16 protein-coding genes and 5 tRNA genes are annotated in these 21,844 nt (G+C 59.9%); all 21 read left to right on the top strand.

Annotated features, from left to right (window positions below; translation table 11 throughout):
* Window positions 1-35: 35 nt before the first annotated feature.
* A complete protein-coding gene (polA, locus tag Q0D41_RS02795) occupies window positions 36-2,672 on the top strand; it encodes a DNA polymerase I (RefSeq protein ID WP_294374877.1) in 2,637 nt (878 codons plus the stop codon).
* Between the two features lie 531 nt (window positions 2,673-3,203).
* Window positions 3,204-3,509, top strand: a complete 306-nt coding sequence (rplU, locus tag Q0D41_RS02790; protein WP_294374876.1) for a 50S ribosomal protein L21 — start codon at window positions 3,204-3,206, stop codon at window positions 3,507-3,509.
* A gap of 27 nt (window positions 3,510-3,536) precedes the next feature.
* The gene (gene rpmA, locus Q0D41_RS02785; protein ID WP_114615418.1) at window positions 3,537-3,821 is read left to right on the top strand and encodes a 50S ribosomal protein L27; all 285 of its coding nucleotides are present in this window, start codon (window positions 3,537-3,539) and stop codon (window positions 3,819-3,821) included.
* A 250-nt stretch (window positions 3,822-4,071) separates the two neighbouring features.
* Window positions 4,072-5,469 carry a GTPase ObgE gene (obgE, locus tag Q0D41_RS02780; RefSeq protein ID WP_114615417.1) on the top strand — a complete coding sequence of 466 codons (1,398 nt, stop codon included), beginning with the start codon at window positions 4,072-4,074 and terminating at the stop codon, window positions 5,467-5,469.
* 21 nt (window positions 5,470-5,490) lie between these two features.
* Complete coding sequence (gene proB / locus Q0D41_RS02775; RefSeq protein ID WP_294374875.1) at window positions 5,491-6,588, top strand: glutamate 5-kinase; 1,098 nt, start codon at window positions 5,491-5,493, stop codon at window positions 6,586-6,588.
* 150 nt (window positions 6,589-6,738) lie between these two features.
* The gene (locus tag Q0D41_RS02770; RefSeq protein WP_294374874.1) at window positions 6,739-8,040 is read left to right on the top strand and encodes a glutamate-5-semialdehyde dehydrogenase; all 1,302 of its coding nucleotides are present in this window, start codon (window positions 6,739-6,741) and stop codon (window positions 8,038-8,040) included.
* 1 nt (window position 8,041) lies between these two features.
* Window positions 8,042-8,758 (top strand): nicotinate-nucleotide adenylyltransferase, encoded by a 717-nt coding sequence (nadD, locus tag Q0D41_RS02765; RefSeq protein WP_294374873.1) that lies wholly within the window; start codon window positions 8,042-8,044, stop codon window positions 8,756-8,758.
* Between the two features lie 30 nt (window positions 8,759-8,788).
* A complete protein-coding gene (yqeK, locus tag Q0D41_RS02760; protein ID WP_294374871.1) occupies window positions 8,789-9,841 on the top strand; it encodes a bis(5'-nucleosyl)-tetraphosphatase (symmetrical) YqeK in 1,053 nt (350 codons plus the stop codon).
* A gap of 42 nt (window positions 9,842-9,883) precedes the next feature.
* Complete coding sequence (gene rsfS / locus Q0D41_RS02755) at window positions 9,884-10,276, top strand: ribosome silencing factor (protein WP_114615415.1); 393 nt, start codon at window positions 9,884-9,886, stop codon at window positions 10,274-10,276.
* A 50-nt stretch (window positions 10,277-10,326) separates the two neighbouring features.
* Window positions 10,327-10,402, top strand: a tRNA-Arg gene (locus tag Q0D41_RS02750).
* 263 nt (window positions 10,403-10,665) lie between these two features.
* Window positions 10,666-10,742, top strand: a tRNA-His gene (locus Q0D41_RS02745).
* Window positions 10,743-10,831: 89 nt separating this feature from the next.
* A tRNA-Lys gene (locus Q0D41_RS02740) sits at window positions 10,832-10,907 on the top strand.
* A gap of 94 nt (window positions 10,908-11,001) precedes the next feature.
* A tRNA-Lys gene (locus tag Q0D41_RS02735) sits at window positions 11,002-11,077 on the top strand.
* Between the two features lie 204 nt (window positions 11,078-11,281).
* The gene (locus Q0D41_RS02730; protein ID WP_294374869.1) at window positions 11,282-11,530 is read left to right on the top strand and encodes a hypothetical protein; all 249 of its coding nucleotides are present in this window, start codon (window positions 11,282-11,284) and stop codon (window positions 11,528-11,530) included.
* A 213-nt stretch (window positions 11,531-11,743) separates the two neighbouring features.
* The gene (locus tag Q0D41_RS02725) at window positions 11,744-12,667 is read left to right on the top strand and encodes a diacylglycerol kinase family protein (protein ID WP_294375164.1); all 924 of its coding nucleotides are present in this window, start codon (window positions 11,744-11,746) and stop codon (window positions 12,665-12,667) included.
* Window positions 12,667-14,745: a cation:proton antiporter gene (locus Q0D41_RS02720; protein ID WP_294374868.1), complete on the top strand. Its 2,079-nt coding sequence runs from the start codon at window positions 12,667-12,669 to the stop codon at window positions 14,743-14,745. Before Q0D41_RS02725 ends, Q0D41_RS02720 begins: the two co-directional genes overlap by 1 nt.
* A gap of 446 nt (window positions 14,746-15,191) precedes the next feature.
* Window positions 15,192-15,277: transfer RNA gene (locus tag Q0D41_RS02715), tRNA-Leu, on the top strand.
* Between the two features lie 79 nt (window positions 15,278-15,356).
* The gene (gene tig, locus Q0D41_RS02710; protein WP_294374867.1) at window positions 15,357-16,805 is read left to right on the top strand and encodes a trigger factor; all 1,449 of its coding nucleotides are present in this window, start codon (window positions 15,357-15,359) and stop codon (window positions 16,803-16,805) included.
* 187 nt (window positions 16,806-16,992) lie between these two features.
* A complete protein-coding gene (locus Q0D41_RS02705) occupies window positions 16,993-17,610 on the top strand; it encodes an ATP-dependent Clp protease proteolytic subunit (protein WP_294374865.1) in 618 nt (205 codons plus the stop codon).
* 6 nt (window positions 17,611-17,616) lie between these two features.
* On the top strand, window positions 17,617-19,008 hold the full coding sequence (clpX, locus tag Q0D41_RS02700; RefSeq protein ID WP_294374864.1) for an ATP-dependent Clp protease ATP-binding subunit ClpX: 1,392 nt from the start codon (window positions 17,617-17,619) through the stop codon (window positions 19,006-19,008).
* 77 nt (window positions 19,009-19,085) lie between these two features.
* Window positions 19,086-21,767 carry a valine--tRNA ligase gene (locus Q0D41_RS02695; protein WP_294374861.1) on the top strand — a complete coding sequence of 894 codons (2,682 nt, stop codon included), beginning with the start codon at window positions 19,086-19,088 and terminating at the stop codon, window positions 21,765-21,767.
* The last annotated feature ends 77 nt before the right edge of the window (window positions 21,768-21,844 follow it).

Below are 21,844 nucleotides of genomic sequence, written 5' to 3'. Positions count from 1 at the left end.
CACAAGCAGCCGAAATTGGTCTCGAAGGACGTATTATGCCAAAGAAAATCGCCGTAATCGACGGTAATTCGCTCATGCATCGCGCATACCACGCGGTGCCGGCCACGATGAACGCGCCCGATGGCACGCCCACGAATGCCGCGTTCGGCTTTTTGTCCATGTTCCTGAAATTCTACGAAATGGCACGTCCCGATGCCGTGGTATGCGCGTTCGATGCTGGACGTCCGGCATTCCGCATGGAAGCGCTCGAGCAGTACAAAGCCCAGCGGCCGCCGATGGACGCCGAACTCAAGGCGCAATTCCCCGTTATCGAGCATTTGCTTGAATCGATGAACGTGCCCGTTATTCGCGTGAAGGGTTGGGAAGGCGACGACGTGTTGGGCACGGTGTCGGCCCGCGATGAAGAGCTGGGATACGAAACCCTGCTCGTGAGCGGCGATAAAGACGTCTACCAGCTCGTGACCGATCGCACGCACGTGGTTACCACGAAAAAAGGCATCACCGATGTCGCGATTTACGGCCCCGCCGAGGTTGAGGAGCGCTATGGCGTGACGCCGGCGCAGTTCCCCGACTTCTTGGGCCTGAAGGGCGATTCGTCCGACAACATTCCCGGCGTGCCCGGCATTGGCGATAAGACCGCCGCGAAGCTTCTGCAAAACTATGGCAGCATCGACGGTATTTACGACAATCTCGACAAGCTCAAGGGCAAGCAGCTGCAAAACCTTACCGAGCACAAGGAAGATGCGTACACGAGCCGCCGCGTGGCGACCATCGTGCGCGATGTGGAGTTCGACCTCGATTTGGAGGGCGTGAAATTCCCCGATTTCGACAGCGCGAAGGTCGCCGAGGCTTTTGGCGAAGTCCGCTTCAACGCCCATTTGGCCAAGGTGCTCGCCCTTGCCGGCGCCGACGAATCGCTTGCCGCGCCCGCCGCGCTCGAGCTGCCCAGCTTGGCGCCCGTTGTGGGCGACTACGCGCATGACGCGCTGAAAACCGCCATGGAGCACGACGTGTGCCTGGGCGTGGAATTCCTCGTTGAGGCGCAGGAAAGCCTGTTCGCCGAGCCGCATCGCCTATTCGTCGGCCTGCCCGATTCGGTGCTCATGTTCGAGGGCGAAGACGCCCACGAGACGTTTGCGGAAATCGTGCGCTTGGGGCATTTCTGTGCGCTCGATTGCAAGCGTGCGTTGCAGGAAATCTATCCAGTCGATTCCGCGGAAGCAGCGCTCATCGAGGCATCCGAAATGCACGCGGCGCGCTTCTTCGACATTGGCTTGGCCGCGTACCTGCTGAATTCCAATGTCACGAAATACGAATACAGCTCGTTGTGCGACGCGTATTTGGGCGCGGCTTTGCCCGAGTGCGAAGACGAGCGAGCGCAGGCTGCGACGCATGCCTTGGTCGCGCACCGTTTGGCCGATGCGCTGCGCGAGGCGCTTGAGCGCGACGGATCGCTCGAGGTGTATGAGCGCATCGACCTGCCGCTCGTTTCAACGCTCGCCCAAATGGAACGCGTGGGCGCGCGCATCGATGTCGACAAGCTCGCCTGCATGGCGCAGGAAACCACGACCGAGCTCGAAGGGCTGCGCGCCGAGATCCATGAACTTGCGGGTGAGGAATTCAACGTCGATTCGCCCAAGCAGCTCGGCCATATTCTGTTTGAAGTGCTCGAGTTGCCGGCGGGCAAGAAGAACTCGCGCGGCTATTCCACCGACGCGAAAACGCTCGGCAAGCTCGTGGACGTGCATCCCATCGCGGCCAAGGTGCTGCGCTATCGCGAGCTCGCGAAAATGAAGTCCACGTACCTCGATGCCTTGCCGCGCATGCGTCGCATCGATGGCTTGGTGCACACGAGCTTCAACCAAACGGTCACCACCACGGGCCGTTTGTCGTCGAGCGATCCGAACTTGCAGAACATTCCCGTGCGCACCGATTTCGGTCGCCGCGTGCGTGCTTGCTTCGTGCCGCTGCGCGAGGGCGACGTGTTCGTTTCGGCCGACTACTCGCAAATCGAGCTTCGCCTGCTCGCGCACCTGTCGGGCGATGAGCACCTGATCGATGCGTTCTGCTCGGGTGCCGACTTCCACGCCAACACGGCGGCGCGCGTGTTCGGCATTCCTGTGGAAGAGGTCACCCCGCAGCTGCGCAGCCGCGCGAAGGCCGTGAACTTCGGCATCGTCTATGGCCAGCAGGCGTTCGGCTTGGCGCAAAGCCTGGGAATCGGCTTCAAAGAGGCTCAAGATATGATTGACCGCTATTTCGAGGCCTATCCTCGCGTGCGTGCTTACCTTGATGAGACGGTTGAAGAAGCGAAGGAATGCGGGTTCGCGACCACGATGTTCGGCCGCAAGCGCCATATTCCCGAACTGAAGGCGAGCAACAAAATGCAGCGCAGCTTCGGCGAGCGCACAGCGATGAACCATCCTATGCAAGGCAGCGCGGCCGATATCATCAAGCTCGCCATGAACGAGGTTGAGCGCCGCTTGGTCGCCGACGGCTTTGAGGCGAAACTCATGCTGCAGGTGCACGATGAACTCGACTTCAGCGTGCCGGCGGACGAGGTGGAGCGCCTTTCCGAAATGGTTGCAAGCGTCATGGATTCGGTTGTGGAGCTCAAAGTTCCGCTGATTGCCGAAGTGAGCAGCGGCGAGAACTGGGCCGAAGCGCACTAACGGCTGTTCGGCTGAAGGTGGCGCGAAGGGCAGGCGAGGGCGGCCGCGGGGCCGATAGAGGGCGTCGGTGTTCAAACTTGCCCTTCGTTTCAAAGTTGAACACCGCCAAGCAGACGCATAGCGAGCGCAGCGAGCGGTAGCCTGCTGTGCCCGTCATCGGCTTCGCGGCCGCCCTCGCCGGCGGAAGCTGGGCAAAGGCCCATTTGAGACCACGGCTCGCTACCGCTCCGCCCCGAGGGCTCCGCTATGCGCTCGCCTGGCTGCGCTTAACATTGAAATAAGGGCATGTTTGAGCGCAGACGGTCTCCAACGGGCCTTTGCCCAGCTTCCGCCGGCGAGAAGAGGAAAACTTGTGACGAGTCCACAAAACCCCTCTTGTCAAACGATTTTCGCGGCGTATAATAGCGGAGTTTGCTGTATTGGCGCGACTTGGCGGTAACCGTTTCCCACCGCTCACGTGCGCTGTACAAACGGCAAGCGAAGTAAACGTAGAGGTTCATATGAGCCCCGCAAAACCAAGGAGAAACATACATGTACGCTATCGTTAAGACTGGTGGCAAGCAGTACAAGGTTGCTGCTGGCGACATCCTCGTCACCGAGAAGCTTCAGGGCGAAATTGGCGACAAGGTTGAGCTGCAGGCTATCGCTGTTGTCGACGGCACCAAGGTTGTCGCCGATCCGGCTGAGGCTGCCAAAACCAAGGTTGTGGCTACCATCGTTGATCAGTTCAAGGGCGACAAGGTCCTCGTCTTCAAGTTCAAGAAGCGCAAGAACTACAAGAAGCTGCGCGGCCATCGCCAGCTCCACACTCGTCTGAAGATCGAGAGCATCGGCTAGTTAGTTTAGAAGGTAGGTAGATTACTCATGGCTCATAAAAAAGGTCTTGGCTCCACCCGTAACGGCCGCGACTCTCATTCCCAGCGACTTGGCGTGAAGCGCTTCGGTGGCGAGCACGTCATCACCGGTAACATCATCGTTCGCCAGCGTGGCACCCACTTCCATCCCGGCGAGAACGTCGGCCGTGGCAAAGACGACACCCTGTTCGCACTGTGTGAGGGTACCGTTGAATTCACGAAGAGCACCCGCCGCAACAAGGGCTATCGCCGCTTTGTGCATGTTCGTCCTCTGACCACCGAGAGCGCTGAATAGCCTCACGCAACCAGAGGGGTTTCATAAGGGGAGGAAAAAGCTCGTCGCTTTTGCGGCGGGCTTTTTCCGTATTTGAGGTGTGTGCGCCGTATTGGCGCAGGTGCATGCGTATAATTCGAGAACACGTTTTTTCTTGCAAGAAAGCGCACCGCAGAGCCTCAATTCATTGGGCGTCCCATGCGGCGCGACACAGGCTTGGGCAGGCGGCGCGCAGGCGGCGATATGCCCCAACGATATCGATAGGAACGCTATGTTCGTAGACAAAGTACGCATTTACGTGAAGGGCGGCGACGGCGGCGCGGGCTGCTTGAGCTTCCGCCGTGAGGCCCATGTTCCCAAGGGCGGCCCCGACGGCGGCGACGGTGGCCACGGCGGCAACGTCGTGCTCGAGGCCGACCAGTCGGTCTCGTCGCTGCTCGACTACCGCTTCAAGCATCATTTCAAGGCGACGCGCGGCACCCATGGTATGGGCAAGCGCATGCACGGTGCTACGGGCGACGACCTTATTCTGAAGGTTCCCGTGGGCACGGTGGTGCACGAATACTTCGAAGAGAAGAAGGAAACCGGTGAGCTTATCGCCGACCTTACGCACGATGGCGAGCGCGTCATTGTCGCGGAAGGCGGCCACGGCGGTCGCGGCAACATCCATTTCGTGACCTCCACGCGCCGCGCTCCCGCGTTCGCCGAGCTGGGCGAACCCGCGCAGGAATGCTGGATTGAGCTCGAGATGAAGCTCATGGCCGACGCCGCGCTCGTTGGCGTGCCTTCCGCGGGCAAAAGCTCGCTCATCGCCCGCATGAGCGCCGCCCGCCCCAAAATCGCCGACTACCCGTTCACCACGCTCGTTCCGAACCTGGGCGTTGTGCAGGGCGACGAGCACAACTTCGTCGTGGCTGACATTCCTGGCCTTATCGAAGGCGCTCACCAGGGCAAGGGCCTGGGCCACGAATTCCTTCGCCATATCGAGCGTACCGCGCTCATCGTGCATGTCGTCGACATGACGGGCGGCTATGAAGGCCGCGACCCGGTGGAGGATTACCGCATCATCAACAACGAGCTTGCGATGTACGCCGATGAATTGGCGCAGCGTCCTCGCATCGTGGTTGCCAACAAAGTCGACGTTCCCGGCACCGAAGACGCCGTGCGTCGCTTGAAGGAAGAGGTGCGCAAAGACGCCATCGCTGCCGCGAACGGCAATGAATTCGCCGACGGCGTCGACGAGGCTTCGCGCGTATTCGAGATTTCTGCGCTTACGGGCAAGGGCGTCGATTCGCTCATCCATGCCATCGCCGACAAGGTGTTCGAGCTGCGCAGCGCCGCCAAAGAAGCCCAGGAGGGCGAGGTTCAGTACGACCAGGTGTGGCAGCACAAGCGCGAACAGCGCGACCGCAAATACACCGTGCGTAAGCTTTCCGATGGCATCTTCCGCGTGGAAGGCGTGCAGATCGAGCGCATGGTTGTGCAAACCGACTGGGAAAACGACGAGGCGTTGTCGTTCTTGCAGCATCGCTTCAATCGTTTGGGCCTGGAGAAGGAACTGCTCAAGGCGGGCGCTGTGAATGGCGACGAGATTCGCATTCTCGGTCGCGCGTTCGAGTTCGAGACGGCCGAGTCGACCGAAGATATCTTCGCCGAACTCGACGATTAGCATAGTGAAGGCGTGATGGGCATGGCTGCAGAAACTTCCGCAAACGCGAAGGCGTACAAGACCGCCGTTATTAAAATCGGCTCGAATACGCTGACCGATGACGAGGGCAAGTGCGACCGCGCTTATCTCGCCGATTTGGCGCATCAGGTGGCGCGCGTTCGCCGCGAGGGCTGGCGCGTGATCATCGTGAGCTCCGGCGCCATTCCGTGCGGCCTTGAAGCGCTGGGCTTGCCCTTGCGCCGCCCCGATGACATGCCTACCGTGCAGGCTGCAGCAAGCGTTGGGCAACGCGCGCTTCTTGCCGCGTATGACCAGGTGTTTTCTCCGTATGGCATGCTCACGTCGCTCGTGCTGCTCACGCGCCGCGATACCGCCGACAGAAATGCGTATCTGCATGCGCGCGACACGTTCCGCCGCCTTGTCGAACTGAACGCGGTGCCTATCGTGAACGAAAACGACACGGTATCGGTCGAGCAGATCAAGTTCGGCGACAACGACACGCTTGCGGCGCTTGTCGCGTGCCTTGCGAACGCCGACCGCGTCGTTATTCTGAGCGACATCGATGGCCTGTATACGTCGAATCCTAAAACCGACGCGTCGGCTCAGCTCATTAAGCGCGTCGATCGCATTACGCCCGAAATTCTTGCCGGCGCGTCGGGCGCAGGCAGCGCTGTTGGTTCGGGCGGCATGATCACCAAGCTTACGAGCGCGCGTGTGCTTGGCGCGGCGGGCATCCCGCTCGTCATTTGCAGCGGCCGCGCTGAAGATGCCGTGGTGCGCTCGCTTGCCGACGACCCAATTGGCACGCTGTTCACGGGCGCCGATGTTCCCCATGAAATCACGCCGCGCAAGCTTTGGATCGCCCTCGGCGATTCGGTGAAAGGCACGTTGCTCGTCGATGCGGGCGCCGCTCGCGCCATCGTCGAAGACGGCGCCTCGCTGCTTGCTGTGGGCGTGAAGAACGTTGAAGGCGAGTTCGAAGCGGAAGATGTGGTCGATGTGGTTGACGAAGCCGGCTTCGTGATTGCTCGCGGCCTTGCACGCTGCTCGGCCGAATCGATGCGTTCGGGGAAAGCCGACGTCGCTGTTCATCGCGATGAGCTAATCTTGTTTGAATAAGCAATCAAGGCCGCTTTGTATGGGGATGCGGCTCCGCTTCGGGCAAGTCCTGGCTCGCACGAACAGCCCACTGGGCTGTTCGGCTCGTGCGGAATCTTGCGTATCCGCATGCCCGACGCGAGACAGCGCAGGTGCGTTTGATTGGAGACAATGATGACCTCAATCGAAGAGTCAGTTCGTGATATCGCGCTTCGCGCGCAGGCGGCTTCCCGTGCGGTGGGGCGCGCTTCGGAAAAGGTTCGCAACCAGGCGCTTTTCGCAATGGCCGCTTCGCTTCGGGGCAATATGGCCAACATTCTCGCGGGTAACAAAGTCGATATGGAGGCTGGCAAAGCCGCCGGCATGTCGTCTGGCTTGCTCGATAGGCTCTTTTTGGACGAAGGCCGCGTCAATGCCATGGCCGATGCCCTTGAATCGCTCGCCGATCTGCCCGACCCGCTGGGCCGCGTGCTCGAGCATCGCGAATTGGAAGGCGGTATCGACCTTACGCGCGTAAGCGTGCCGCTGGGCGTTGTCGCCATGGTGTATGAGGCGCGCCCGAACGTCACGGCCGATGCCGCGGGCATTTGCCTGAAATCGGGCAATGCGTGCGTGCTGCGTGGTGGCTCGCAGGCCCTCCATTCCAACGCGGCAATCGTTTCCGCGCTGCGCGAAGCGGTCGTTTCCGCAGGCCTGCCCGCCGGCTGCATTTCCTTCATCGATACCACCGATCGCACGGCGACCGATGCCCTCATGCAACTTCACGGCATTGTCGATGTGCTCATTCCTCGCGGCGGAGCTGGCCTTATTCGCCATTGCATCGAGTGCTCGAAGGTCCCCGTCATCGAGACGGGCACGGGCAACTGCCATACCTATGTGCATGAAACGGCCGATTTCGATCGCGCCTGCGCCATTCTGCTTAATGCGAAAACGCAGCGCGTGGGCGTGTGCAATGCGTGCGAATCGCTTCTCGTCGATGAATCCATCGCCGCCGATTTTCTGCCGAAGGCCTTAGGCGCGCTTGCCGAGGCGGGCGTGACTATTCACGGCGATGCGGCAGCTCGGCGTGCTGCCGATTTGGCAGGGGAGGCTGCGCGTTCGAAGTTTGTTGATGCGACCGATGACGATTGGGGTCGTGAATATCTTGCGCTCGAGATAAGCGTGAAGGCTGTTTCTGGCGTTCAGGAGGCAATCGAGCATATCAATCGTTACGGCACCAGGCATTCCGAATGCATTGTGGCTGACGAGGCGACTCAGGCGGGCATCGATGCAATCGAGGAATTCCTTGCAGGCGTCGATGCCGCGGCAGTGTATGCAAACGCCTCAACCCGTTTCACCGATGGCGGCTGCTTCGGGCTTGGTGCCGAAATCGGTATTTCCACGCAGAAGCTGCATGTGCGCGGCCCCTTCGCGCTCGAAGCGCTTACCACGTACAAGTATCAGCTTCGTGGGTCGGGCCAGGTGCGAGGCTAGCGTGGCGAATGAAAGCTTGAATGCGGGTGCTCCCTTGGGCGCTGGCGGCGGTTGTTCCGCGCGATTGAGCGAAGGCGACTTCCTCGCGAATTTGGCAGCCGGTGGACATGTGCGCCGTTTGGGCGTTATGGGGGGCACGTTCGATCCCATTCACAATGGCCACCTCGAAATCGCTCGTCGCGCGTGCGAATCGCTGGGCCTTTCGGGCGTGCTGTTCGTAGTTGCGGGTGACCCGTGGATGAAGCATGGACGCTCCTTGACGCCTGCGGAAGACCGCTTTGCCATGGTTCAGGCCGCCATTGAAGGCGATGTTCGCTTTGCTGCAAGCCGTATGGAAATCGACCGGGCTGGGGAAACCTATACGGTCGATACGCTGCGCGAGCTGCGTCGAATTCTTCCCGCACATGTCGAGCTGTGCTTCCTTATGGGAGCCGATGCTGCGGCGCGTTTGGGGGAGTGGCGCGAGGCGAGCGAGCTTGGCGGCCTCGCGAGGTTCGCCGTGGTGTCGCAGCGCGACGACGTGGCGCTTGACGAGCGCGGTCTTTCTCGCCTTGCCCAAATCATTGGCGCGCGCGAGATATTGCAGGTAGAGATGCCTCGAATGGATGTATCTTCTACCAATTTAAGGGAAAAAGTGCGCACACGCCGCTCCATTCGCGATGAGGTGCCAGCGGTTGTGGCAGACTATATCGAGTCACACGGGCTCTACCAGCGTTAAACCGCTGGGCGTATGCAAGGGGCGATTGATATGGCCAAGGCCAAATCGAAGAAAAAAGAAAAGAAGATGAAGAAGCATCAGGAAAGCTGCGAGCAGGTTGTCGCGATTTCTCCTGACCGTTTCGACGAGATGCGCCAGGCGCTCCAGGCGCGCGTGAAAGCGTCGCGCTACCGCCATTCGCTCGGCGTTTCCCAAACCGCCGAACAGCTGGCTCGCATCTATGGCGTGGACCAGAACGAGGCGGCCGTTGCGGGCCTTCTGCACGATTGGGATAAGTCGCTTACGGGCGATGAACTCAAGCGCAAGGCGAAAAAGCTCAAGCTCGCAGACAAGGAAGTGCGCGAGCATGCGACGGGTGTGCTGCATTCGTGGACGGCTGCGGCAACGCTGCGCGACGAGTTCCCTGAGCTTTCCGATGCCGTGTTGCAGGCGATTAGCCGACACACGTGCGGTGCGGTTGGAATGTCCGATTTGGACATGGTGGTATTCGTGGCCGACATTATTGAGCCGGGCCGTGATTTCCCCGATATCGAGGGCCTGCGCGCCGCGGTGGGCGAGGTGTGCCTGGAAGAATTGTTCTATCGCACGTATAAAGCGAACTTCATGTATCTGCTTTCGGCCGACATGGTGGTGGCGTCGCCGTCGCTTGACGTGTACAATTCCCTGGTCGTTGAGCGCAAAGAGCGCCTTGAGGCCGAACGCGCCGCGTGCGATGCGCCGGCTGGGGGCGAAGCCTCGGAAGCGCAATTGCTTGCTGCGGAAATCGCCCGTCGCGAGCAGTTGGCGCGCGAGGCCGAGCAGCAAATGGCGCTTGCCCGCAAGGCTGCCGAAGAACGCGAGCGCGTGCGCGAAGAGAAGCGTGCGAAAATGCAGGCAGAAGCCGCCGAGGCGCGAGCTAAGCTTGAAGCTCGCGGAAAGGCGCGACTTGACGCTGCCGCCCAGGCAAAGCCCGAGGCCGTCGCCGAAACTGGGCCGAAAGCCGTCGTTGACGCTGAGGGCCAATGTGCATCTGTCGCAAAGACGAACGAACAACCCAAGGTGGAGCGCACGCCGAATGGCGCGCGCATTATCCCCATTCAGTAAACCGTTGGGCGCCTGCCCAAAAGCTTAGAAAGGAAATGCCGAATGGCAAAAGACAAAGGACTTACCGCCCTTGAGAAAGTGATGATCGCTGCGAAGGCGGCCGATTCCAAGAAGGCTACCGACATCGTGATTCAGGACGTTCGCGAGCTCGTGAGCGTGACCGATTTCTTCGTTATCGTGACCGCGCAGAACAACCGCCAGGTTGCCGCTGTACTCGACGCCATTGAAGAGGCTGAGGTCAAAGAGGCCGGCGTGAAGCCGTTCGGCATCGAAGGCGCCGATGAGGGTTTCTGGGCCCTGCTTGACTTCGGCGATTTCGTGGTGCACTGCTTCCAGCCCGAAGGCCGCGACTACTATCGCCTCGAAGAGGTGTGGAACGATGCTCCCACGATTGACTTCGAGCCCGATGAGCCGAAAAGCGAAGACGCCGAATAATTAACAAACCGATATTGCTGCAGCTTCGTATATAATTAAACGCTGCACAAGCCCCCGTGGCTCAACGGATAGAGCACCGGACTTCTAATCCGATGGTTGTGGGTTCGATTCCCGCCGGGGGCACCATTGATGTCAAACGCCGTTCTGCCGAACGGCGTTTTTTGTCGACGCTGCGCCGGGCTCCGGCGGCCGCCTCGACCCTCGCAAGCTACGCTCGCTGTTTTTGGAAAGCGAGCGGCCTCATTTCTGTTCTTCAAGAATTCGAAGCCCTGACCTGCGGTTTCGATTCTCTCGAAAAAATTTTAAAAAAGGGGGTTGCGTTGTGAGGGAGACATCTGTATAGTATTCGCTTGCCGCTTGGGCATCACCCAAACGGCGTGAGAAACATGGTGGGTGTGGCCTAGTTGGTTAGGGCGCAAGATTGTGGCTCTTGAGGTCGTCGGTTCGAATCCGATCACCCACCCCAGTTTTTCAACACAAGGCATTGTGGGCTATGAAAGCTACGTTCACAATGGCTGCGGGAATCCGCGAACCTTTACATATGCTTTCTTTTCTGGATCGTTAGCTTAGTTGGTAGAGCAGGGGACTCTTAATCCCAAGGTCCGGGGTTCGAGTCCCCGACGATCCACCACTTGCACTTTCGGTGTCGCTGCAGCTGAATGAAAGCTAAGCCGCAGATGACATTGCGTTTAAACGCGCGAACCTTTACATATGCTTTCTTTTCTGGATCGTTAGCTTAGTTGGTAGAGCAGGGGACTCTTAATCCCAAGGTCCGGGGTTCGAGTCCCCGACGATCCACCACTGAAATTTAAAGACCAGGCCAAGTACCTGGTCTTTTCATTTATTTCAGGAGTGTAAAAAACTCTTGAATAATGATGGCCCTCTGCTAAATATTGGCGTTCCCCCCTTTCGCCTTCTGCTGGCAGTCGCTATCATAGACGCTTAGTTTTCGAGTCAATTTCGAAACCGCGTGTGCGGTTTGAATAGAAGGAGGCGGTTTTAGGCATGAGCGACATGATGAGGTACCGCGGTAAACGCGCGCTTGTCACGGGCTTGAGCCTCGAGCCGGGTCACGTATATAAAATCGACCCGCTCGAGCGCAAATATGGGCGCGAGGGCTTTTGGGTTGAAATCACCGATGGCGAGTCGCGCTGCACGCGTCCTTACGACAACGCCGATGCGTTTCTCGCTAATTGGGAAATGGCCGAGCCTCCCGTGAACGTTGCATTGAATCTTCCGCCTAACGCGCGATAGAGATACTTTCGGTTCGTATGCGTGCCGCCTTCGGGCGGCTTTTCTTTTTTGAGTTTCCATTCCGCACCTACTCAAGATGCCGCGTGCCGTGCGATTGCTCTTATGTTTCGGCGTGTTTTTGCTCGACGGGACATCTCCATTCCTCTGTATAATGCCACCGAAAGATATTTCGCCGCATGTGCGGCGATTCGGGGAGGTGCGCACGTGACGAGCATGGGCAAAACGCTGGCAATTGTGAATCCCGCGGCAAGAAATGGGGACGGCGCTCGCGGCGCGGCTTTTTTGCGATATACGGCTGGTTCGGCCGCGGCTCCTTTTGAGAGCATTCAGATTGAGACCACCCGCGAAGCTGGGCATGCGACGGCGCTTGCTGCGCAGGCGTCGAATTTCGATTGCGTGCTTGCTGTGGGCGGCGACGGGGTCGTGCATGAAACGCTCGCGGGCCTCATGCGAATTCCGCGCGAGAAGCGCCCCGCATTCGCGCTTATTCCGTGCGGCAACGGCAACGATTACGCTCGCACGCTCGGCATGTCGTTCGTTATGGAAGAAGCTCTCACGCAGCTCTCCTCCGCGCAGCGCATAAGCACCGATGTGGGCGTGTGCAATGGCGAGTATTTCGCGGAGACGCTTTCGTTCGGGCTCGATGCCGCCATTGCGCTGGGAACGTACGAACGCCGACGCAGAACGGGTCGCGAAGGCACGCGTTTGTTCGTCGAGGAAGGCGCGAACCAGCTCGTGTTCCATCGCGATGCCTACGATTTTACCGCCATTGCAGATGGCGGCGCTCCGAAGCAAGGTTCGATGCACCTGTTCGCCGTGCAGGTCGGCCCTACGTATGGCGGCGGTTTTCGGGTGTGCCCGAACGCCGATGCGACTGACGGCAAACTCGATTGCTGCGTGGCCAAGGCGCCGCTGAGCATGCTGAAGGCGGCGTACCTGTTCGCACGCGCGAAAGACGGAAAGCACGTGGGGCATACGGGTTCGTTTGATTTCTTCGATGCGAAATCGCTCACGTTGGAATTCGATCGCGAGCCGCCGGCCCAGATCGATGGCGAGCCTATTCATGGCACGAAATTCGATATCGCGGTTTTGCCGGGGGCTTTGGACGTGTACTTTGCGAAGGGGGCCGCCCATTAATGAGCACCTTTACCTTCGTACTCATCCTCGGCGCCGCGGTTCTCGTCTCGAGCGCCATCAACCAGGTCGTGAGCGGCGTCGCAACCCCGCTCATCCAAATTGGCATCGGCGTGCTGCTTGCGTTTGCAGGCCTTACCACGTCGAATTTCCAAGTAGACCCTGAGCTGTTCTTGGTGCTCTTCATCGCGCCTCTGCTCTATCACGAGGCGCGCAACACCGACAAGGTGGCGTTGTGGTCGAATCGCGCGAAGGTGCTTTCGCTCGCCGTGGGCCTTGTGGTCGTTACCATTCTCTGCATCGGTTTCACGTTGCATGCCCTTGAGCCCACTATTCCGCTTGCGGCAGCTTTCGCCCTTGGCGCGGCGCTCGGGCCGACCGACGCCGTGGCCGTAGCTTCGCTTTCGAAGCGCGTGAGCCTCAAGCGACGTCAATCGATTCTGCTTTCGGGTGAGTCGCTTATCAACGATGCCTCGGGCGTCGTCTCATTCCAGTTCTCCATCGCCGCGCTTACTACGGGAACCTTCTCGCTGATTTCCGCGACGGGCGCGTTTTTGGTGAGCTTCTTTGGCGGCATCGCATTCGGCCTTGTGTTCGCGGCGCTGCTCGCGTTTCTGGTCTCGCGAGTGCGCAACCTCGGGCTTGAAGACACCACGTTCCACGTGCTGCTCGAAGTGCTCACGCCGTTTGCGGTGTTCCTCACGGCGGAACATGTGGGCGTCTCGGGCATTTTGGCGGTTGTCGCGGCGGGTCTTTCGTATTCGTTTTTCAATCGCGATTTGGGCCCGTCAATCGCGCGCATGAAAATCGTGTCATCGAGCGTGTGGCGCGTGCTTTCGTTCGTGCTCAACGGCCTGGTATTCGTGCTTTTGGGAATACAACTTCCGCACGCCATGACGGGCATGTGGGAGGAAAAGGCCATAAGCAACGGTGAGCTGCTGTTCCTCGTGCTGGTGATTTCCGCCATCGTGATTGGCGTGCGCACGCTGTGGTTTGTGGGCATCAGCTATGTCGGCCGCAAGCAGGTCGCGCAGGCTGAGCAAAGGAATTCCGGCGGCACGCCCGAGCAGGTGCGCCGCGTGCTGCGCTCGATTCGCTTGGTCACGCCCGATTCGCTGAAAGAATCGCTCGCCCTGGCGCTTGCGGGGCCGAAGGGCGCCATCACGCTTTCCATCATGTTCACGCTGCCGTGGTCGCTCAATGCCGCGCCGGGCGTGTTCTCGCAGCGCGAGTTCCTCATCTTCCTCGCATGCGGCGTGATTTTGGTGACGTTGCTGCTCGCGAACTTCGCATTGCCGGTGTTGTTGCCCGATGAGCAGGGCGAGAAGGCCTACGCCACCGATACCGATGCGTCGATCGAGGTGTTGCGCGCGACCATCGAAGAGCTTGCGGCGCGCCAAACGAGGGAAAACCGCCGTGCGACGCAAACGGTCATGGCCCAGTACAACGATCGAATCGATCGCATTAAGCAGGGGACGGGCGAGCAGGACGACGATTCGGCGCTGCGCCTTGAGGCTTTGGAGTGGGAGCAGGAATACGTGCTTTCCACGATTGACGAGGAACGCGTGTCGCCCGTGGTGGGTTATCGCATGCTGCGCCGCATTCGCCAGTCGAAAAACCTCATCCAGCGCGATCGCGATGCGTTGTGGCTGTTCGGCATCATTGCCCGCCGCGCGGCCCTTATTTCCCGTTCCATTACCCGAACGCTGCTCGACAGCAACGTGCTTTCCGACGGTTTCGAAGAGGAGCGCGAGGTGCGACAGCTCCAGGCTGAATCGCTCGAGTACGTGGTGAAGAATCTGCGCGCGCGCCTCGACGACCCGAACTATCGCACCGAGCATGTGAGCTCGCTCATGGTGCAGGTGCAGCGCGACTTGAGGCGCGTGAAGCGCATCGGCCGCGACATAGGCACCGTGGCGCGCGTCGAGGACAAGGCGACCGAAGTGCGCCGTGCCGGCTTCTTAATCGAGCTTGAGCACATTCAGCAGATGTACGAGTCGGGTCGCATCAACCGCCACACGGCGAAGCATATGCGCGAAAACGTGCACATGATGCAGCTCGAGCTCGAGGACAAGGTGTAGGGGAGGAGAAGGCTCCGGCGGCCGCCCCGGCTCGGGATGCCTGCCGGAGGCCCTCCGTGTTCAAACTTGTTCTTCGTCTAAGGTTAAACACGGCGAAGCGAGCGCATAGCGAAGCGCCTTGAGGCGCGAAGCGGTAGCGAGCTGTGGCCACCGGCAGGCATCCCGAGCCGGAGCGACCGCTTAGGTTCACGCGTTCAGGCTTGCCCGATCGAATCAAATACGGCGAAGCGCCAGCGAGCTGTGGTCGCCGGCAGGCATCCCGAGCCGACGCGGCCTCTTGCGCTCGTGTAACGAATGGGGCGGCGGCCTGAAGGTGCGGCCTTCTTTGGCAGAGCGGCCATCGAACGGCGGTCTTGTGTATTCGAAAGCTGACCTGCACAACCTGCGGGTTTTTTGCTATAGTGCTCTGTTGCGTGTCCATACGGGCATGCGTGCGCTTGCGAAATGCGGGCGTGGCGGAATTGGCAGACGCGCCAGATTTAGGTTCTGGTGGGCAACACCCGTGAAGGTTCAAGTCCTTTCGCCCGCACCATAGCTCGCGCCGCCGACGTGCCCGAACGCGCGTCTCGGTCAGTCTAGTCTGGTAACACAGGCTTTGAACGAAGATCCAGATGGAGGAAAAGTTGAAAACGAACGTTGAGGTTCTCGAATCCGGCGCCACCAAACTCACGGTGACCATTGAAGCCGCCGATATCGATGCTCGCATCAAGAAGGCCTACAAAGACTTCGGCAAGAAGTACAAGTTCCCTGGTTTCCGTCCCGGCCATGTGCCTCGTCAGATTATCGACGCCAACCTGGGCAAGGAAGCCGTGCTCTCCACGGTTACCGACGAAATGCTCAACGAGTCGTTCCCCGTGGCTATCGATGAAGCCGACCTCATCCTGATTTCCGAGCCCAAGTTCTCCGAGGTCGACGGCCTCGTTGAAGAGGGCAAAGATTTCACCTTCTCCATCGAGTGCGAGGTCAAGCCCGCTCTCGAGCTTTCCGATTACTCCCCGGTTCACATCGAGGTTCCCTTCAAGACCGCCTCTGAGGCCGAAATCGACAGGGAAATCGACAACCTGGGCAACGCTTATCACGACTACAAGAACGCTCCTGCCAACACCAAGGTGAAGGCCGACTCCGTCGTCGAGCTCGACATCAAGGCCGTCGACGACAACGGCGAAGATATCGCCGCGCTGTGCAGCGAAGCTCGCCTTTACGAACTGGGCAAGGGCCTGTTCCCGGCCGCATTCGACGAGGAGCTCGTTGGCTGCAAGAAGGGCGAAGAGAAGCACTTCGAGATCGAGGTTGAGTCGAACCCCTGCATGCTCACCAGCATCCTTCAGGGCAAGACCGCCAAGGTCGTCTTCGACGTCACCGTCAATGCCGTGAAGAAGGTCGTTCTTCCTGAAATCACCGATGAGTGGGTCAAGGAAAACTTCGGCTTCGAAGATGTCGCCGCGCTGCGCAAGCTCATGGGCGAGCAGATCGAGGCTCAGAAGGGCGAGATCATTCCCCGCATTATGGAGAACAATGCTCTGTTCGAGCTGCAGAAGCGCCTCGAGGGCGACGTGCCCCAGGCTATGTGCGACGCCGCCGAGCGCGACTTGCTGCAGAGCTTCTTCGAGCAGCTCCAGCGCCAGGGCGCTACGCTCGACGCTTACCTGGCTGCCCAGCAGATCACTGCTGACCAGTTCAAGGAAGACGTCAAGGCTCAGGCTGCCGACACCGTCAAGCAGAACCTGGCTCTTGACGCCTATGCTCGCCACAACAACATCGTTGTGACCGACGAGGAAGTCGTTGACGAGTTCAAGAACTCCGGCGCCAAGGATACCGACAAGCTCTATGCTGAGTGGAAGAAGCAGGGTCGCCTGTCCTTCGTCCGCGAGGGCATTCTGCGCGGCAAGGCTCTCGAGGCCCTGCTGAAGGAAGCCGAGATCGAAGAGGTCGAGCTTCCCACGGCTGACGAGGAAGAGAAGAAGCCTGCCAAGAAGGCTGCCGCCAAGAAAACCACCAAGAAGGCCGCTAAGAAGGCTGACGAGGCTGAGGCCGAGAACACCGAGGCCGCTGCCGAATAGCTTCCATCCCGCGCGTTTTCTCGAACAAACCGTGGAGTGCGCGTGACGGCTTGGCTGCAAGGGCGGCGATATCGCTCGTCCGCTCAATAAACGTGGTACAGTCCTTAAGGCTCGCTTCCTGTTTTCGGAAGCGAGCCTTGGTTGTATTATTGCTTCGACTTCGATACAGAATAAAGGGGCAGCATTTATGCAAAACGGATATACGATTCCTTACGTCATCGAGCAGTCGCCGCGCGGCGAGCGCTCGTATGACATTTATTCTCGACTGCTCAATGACCGCATCGTGTTCTTGGGCAGCGCTATCGACGACGACGTCGCGAACGTCGTTATCGCGCAGCTCCTGCACCTCGAGAGCGCCGATCCCGAGAAAGATATCTCGCTCTACATCAACTCCCCGGGAGGCAGCGTGAGCGCGGGTCTGGCCATCTACGATGCCATGCAGTTCATTCGCTGCGATGTGTCCACCGTTTGCATGGGCATGGCCGCTTCCATGGCCTCCGTGCTCACTGCTGCGGGTACTCCGGGCAAGCGTTTCATCACGCCGAATTCGCAAATCATGATCCATCAGCCCATGGGCGGTGCCGAAAGCCGCACGCAGCAGACCGATTTCGAAATCGCTGCGAAAGAAATGCGCAAGTGCCGCGAGCGCCTCGAAGGCATTCTCGCCAAGCACACCGGCCAATCCATCGAGACCATCCATGCCGATTCCGAGCGCGACCACTGGCTCACCGCTGAGGAATCGAAGGCATATGGCCTGGTCGACGATATCATCACGTCTCGCGCTATGCCGAAGAAGGAAGCATAAGGCCTTATGCAGACCAAGAATCCCGATTCTCAAACCATGGACCCGAAAAAGGCGCGCTGCGTCTTCTGCGGCAAAACGGCCGATGAGGTTGCTGGCATGATCCAAAGCCCCGATGGCACGTGCATTTGCGACGAGTGCATTCTGTATTGCACCGACGTGCTTGCCCGTGGCGGCTACCTCAATGGTCGCCATCCCGGCCAGGGCGATATGCCCGATTCGTTCGACGCCGACTTCGACGGCTACGAAGGCCACATTGCGCAGGCTCCGTTTGACGACGAAGAGCAGGGCGCTCCTTCTGCGGCCGAGATTCTCGCCGCGCTGCCCACGCCGCATGAGCTTTTCGATCGCCTGAGCCAGCATGTCGTTGGCCAGGAGGCTGCCAAGCGTGCGCTTTCGGTTGCCGTATACAACCACTACAAGCGCATCAGCCTCGGCGCCGAGTCGAATGACGACGACGTTGAGCTCGCTAAGAGCAACATCATGCTTCTGGGCCCCACGGGTTCGGGCAAAACGCTGCTCGCGCAAACGCTCGCTCGCACGCTGCAAGTTCCGTTCGCCATCGCCGACGCCACCACGCTTACCGAAGCGGGCTACGTGGGCGAAGACGTCGAGAATATTTTGCTGAAGCTCATTACCGCGGCCGATTTCGACATCGAGCGCGCGCAGATCGGCATCATCTATATCGACGAGATCGACAAGATCGCCCGTAAGGCTGAAAACCTCTCCATCACGCGCGACGTGTCGGGCGAGGGCGTTCAGCAGGCGTTGCTCAAGATTGTCGAGGGTACCGAGGCGAGCGTGCCTCCGCAGGGTGGCCGCAAGCACCCGCAGCAGGAGCTCATTCATATCGACACCACGAACATCCTGTTCATTCTGGGCGGCGCGTTCGTGGGGTTGGCCGACATCATTGGCCAGCGCGTGGGCAAGAAGGGCATCGGCTTCACGAGCGATGTGCCGCAGTCGAAAAAGCACGCCGAAGCAGAGCTTCTCGAAAAGGTGCTGCCTGAAGACTTGAACAAGTTCGGCATGATTCCCGAATTCGTGGGCCGCATTCCGGTGATTTGCTCGCTCGATGAGCTTACCGAAGACGACCTGGTGCACATTCTCACCGATCCGAAGAACGCGTTGGTGAAGCAGTATGTGCGCATGTTCGAGTTCGAGAACTCCGAACTCGTGTTCATGCCCGAAGCCCTGCGCGCCATCGCGCACGAGGCGGTCGAGCATGGCACGGGCGCGCGTGGCCTTCGCGCCATTTGCGAGCGTGTGCTGCAAGACGTGATGTTCGATTTGCCTGAGCACGCCGGACCCACGAGGGTCGTTATTCGCCCGAGCGATATCGAGGGCGAAACGAAACCCGAAATCGAGCAGGCGGCCGGCGCGGCTGTCGTCTCTGAATAAATGCCACGGCCTGGCCGCACGCGCGGCCGGGCTGTTTCAGTATTCCGCCTTACAAACAAACAAGTTGGGAGCAGAGAGTGGAAGAGCTTTCCAAGAACTATGACTCCGAGGTGCTCGAGCCTCGCATTCTCGATAAATGGCTCACCGGCGGCTACTACGCCCGCCGCCCGGGCGTGGGTGACTGCACGGTCACCATTCCGCCGCCGAACGTTACCGGCGTTCTGCACATGGGCCACGCCATGGACGACACCATCCAAGACACCATCATTCGCTTCAATCGCATGCGCGGCGTATCGACCCGTTGGATTCTCGGCACCGACCATGCGGGCATCGCGACGCAAACGAAGGTCGACAAAAAGCTCGCCGCACAGGGCATTTCCCGTCGCGAGCTCGGCCGCGAGAAGTTCATCGACGCCTGCTGGGATTGGACGCACGAATACGGCGGCCACATCATTGAGCAAATCAAGCGCATGGGTTGCTCGGTCGATTTCGACGACCCGCACTTCACCATGGATCCCGAATATGCCACCGCAGTGCGCAAGGTGTTCTGCGATTGGTACCATGACGGCCTTATCTACCGCGGCAAGCGCATCGTGAACTGGTGCCCCACCTGCGGTACTGCCATTTCCGACGACGAAGCGGAATACCAGGAAGAAGATGGCCACTTGTGGCACCTTCGCTACCCGCTTGTCGAGCCCATCGACGGCGTGGAATACATCGTGGTCGCTACCACGCGCCCCGAGACCATGCTCGGCGATACGGGTGTTGCGGTGTCCCCGAAAGACCACGACAAAGATAAGTTCGTGGGCGCGAAGGTCAAGCTGCCTATCGTCGACCGCGAGATCCCCATTTTCAGCGATTTCTATGTCGACGCCGATTTCGGCTCGGGCTTCGTGAAGGTCACCCCGGCTCACGACCCGAACGACTTCGCGATGGGCGAGCGCCACGACCTCGAGAAAATCAATATCTTCGACGAAACCGCCCACGTGGTTGAAGGCTACGGCGAATTCACCGGCATGAGCCGCGAGGAATGCCGCGAAGCCGTTGTCGCATGGTTCGAGGAGCATGGCCTGCTCGATCATGTGGAAGACCATCATCACTCCGTGATGCATTGCTACCGTTGCCCGAGCGCTCTTGAGCCGTGGCTTTCCGAGCAGTGGTTCGTCGCCGTCGATAAGCTGAAGGGCCCCGCGACCGAGGCCGTCACGAGCGGCGAAGTCACGTTCCACCCGGCTCGTTGGACGCAGACCTATCTCACCTGGATGGAAAACCTGAAAGACTGGTGCATTTCCCGCCAGCTGTGGTGGGGTCATCGCATCCCGGTGTTCTACTGCGCCGATTGCGGTTGGGAAGACGCATGCATGGAAGACGTGGACGTGTGCCCGAAATGCGGCGGCCATCATGTGCATCAGGACGAAGACGTGCTTGACACGTGGTTCTCGAGCCAGCTGTGGACTTTCGCCACGCAGGGTTGGCCGAACCACCCCGAGCAGCTCGAAGGCCATCATCCTACGGCGGCGCTCGTTACCGCGCGCGACATCATCGCTCTGTGGGTTGCCCGCATGATCATGTCCTCAACGTACTTCTTGGGCGAGATTCCGTTCCATGACGTCGTGATTTACGCCACCATTTTGGCGAAAGACGGCAGCCGCATGTCCAAATCGAAGGGCAACGGCGTCGATCCTATGGACCTCATCGCGAAATACGGCGCCGATGCCATGCGCTTCAACCTGCTCACGCTGGTTACGAACAACCAGGACGTGCGCTTCGATGCCGACATCGACCCCGAAACCCACGAGCTCATTTCTTCGCCACGCACCGAGCAAGCGCGCGCTTTCGTCACGAAGATCTGGAATGCGAGCCGCTTCGTGCTCGGCAACCTCGAGGGCTTCACGCTGGGCGAGCCCGTTGCCGCGACGCCCGCCGATGCGTGGATCCTGTCGCGTTTGGCCGGCCTTTCCGAGCGCGTGACCCAGGGCATTTCCGAATACAAGTTCGGTGAAGTCGCCAGCGACCTGCACGCGTTCTTCTGGAACGAGTTCTGCGACTGGTACATCGAGTTCTCGAAGGCGAGCCTGCGCGAAGGCGCCGATCCGGCTGCCCGCCTGCAAACGCAGCGCAACCTCGTGTTCGTGCTCGATTCCGCCCTGCGCCTTCTGCACCCGGCCATGCCGTTTGTGACCGAGGCTCTGTGGGAGCAGCTGCCTCACGCGGAAGGCGAAGACGCCGAAGCTCTTATGGTCGCCACCTGGCCTGAGCCCGAAACGCTTGCGCGCTTCAAGAATGCCGAAGCCGAACGCGCGATCGAGCTGGTATGCGGCGTCGTTTCTGCCGTGCGCTCCACTCGCGCGCGCTATGGCATCTCGCCGAAGCAGGAGCTCGCCATTACGGTGAAGGCGCCCGCCGAGGTGGTTTCCGCCATCAACGAGCAGCAGGATCTTATCGTGTCGCTCGCACGCGTGAACGTGGCCGAGGTTTCCGCCGAAGCCGAAAAGCCCGCGGCGTCCAACGCCACGCTCGTCTCTGGCTGCGAGGTTTACTGCCACCTCGAGGGCCTCGTTGATTTCGAGGCTGAGCACGCTCGCCTTTCCAAGGAACGCGAGAAGCTCGAGAAAGACGTCGCTAAGCTTGACAAGAAGCTCTCCAACCCGGGCTATCTTGCCAAGGCGAAGCCCGAAATCGTCGAGAAGGACAAGGCGAAGCGCGCCGAGTTCGCCGCGAAGCTCGAGCTGGTTGCCCAGCAGATCGCCGAGCTGTAGGCGAGGGCCTTTCTGCCGAATTTCGAGCATGCGTGCCGCCGAATTTCAAAATTGCATAGAGAAGCGCCTCGCGGTAT

It is taken from the genome of uncultured Slackia sp., from assembly GCF_934630525.1.
Classification (GTDB): domain Bacteria; phylum Actinomycetota; class Coriobacteriia; order Coriobacteriales; family Eggerthellaceae; genus Slackia.
This window is presented reverse-complemented; position numbering and strand designations above follow the sequence as displayed.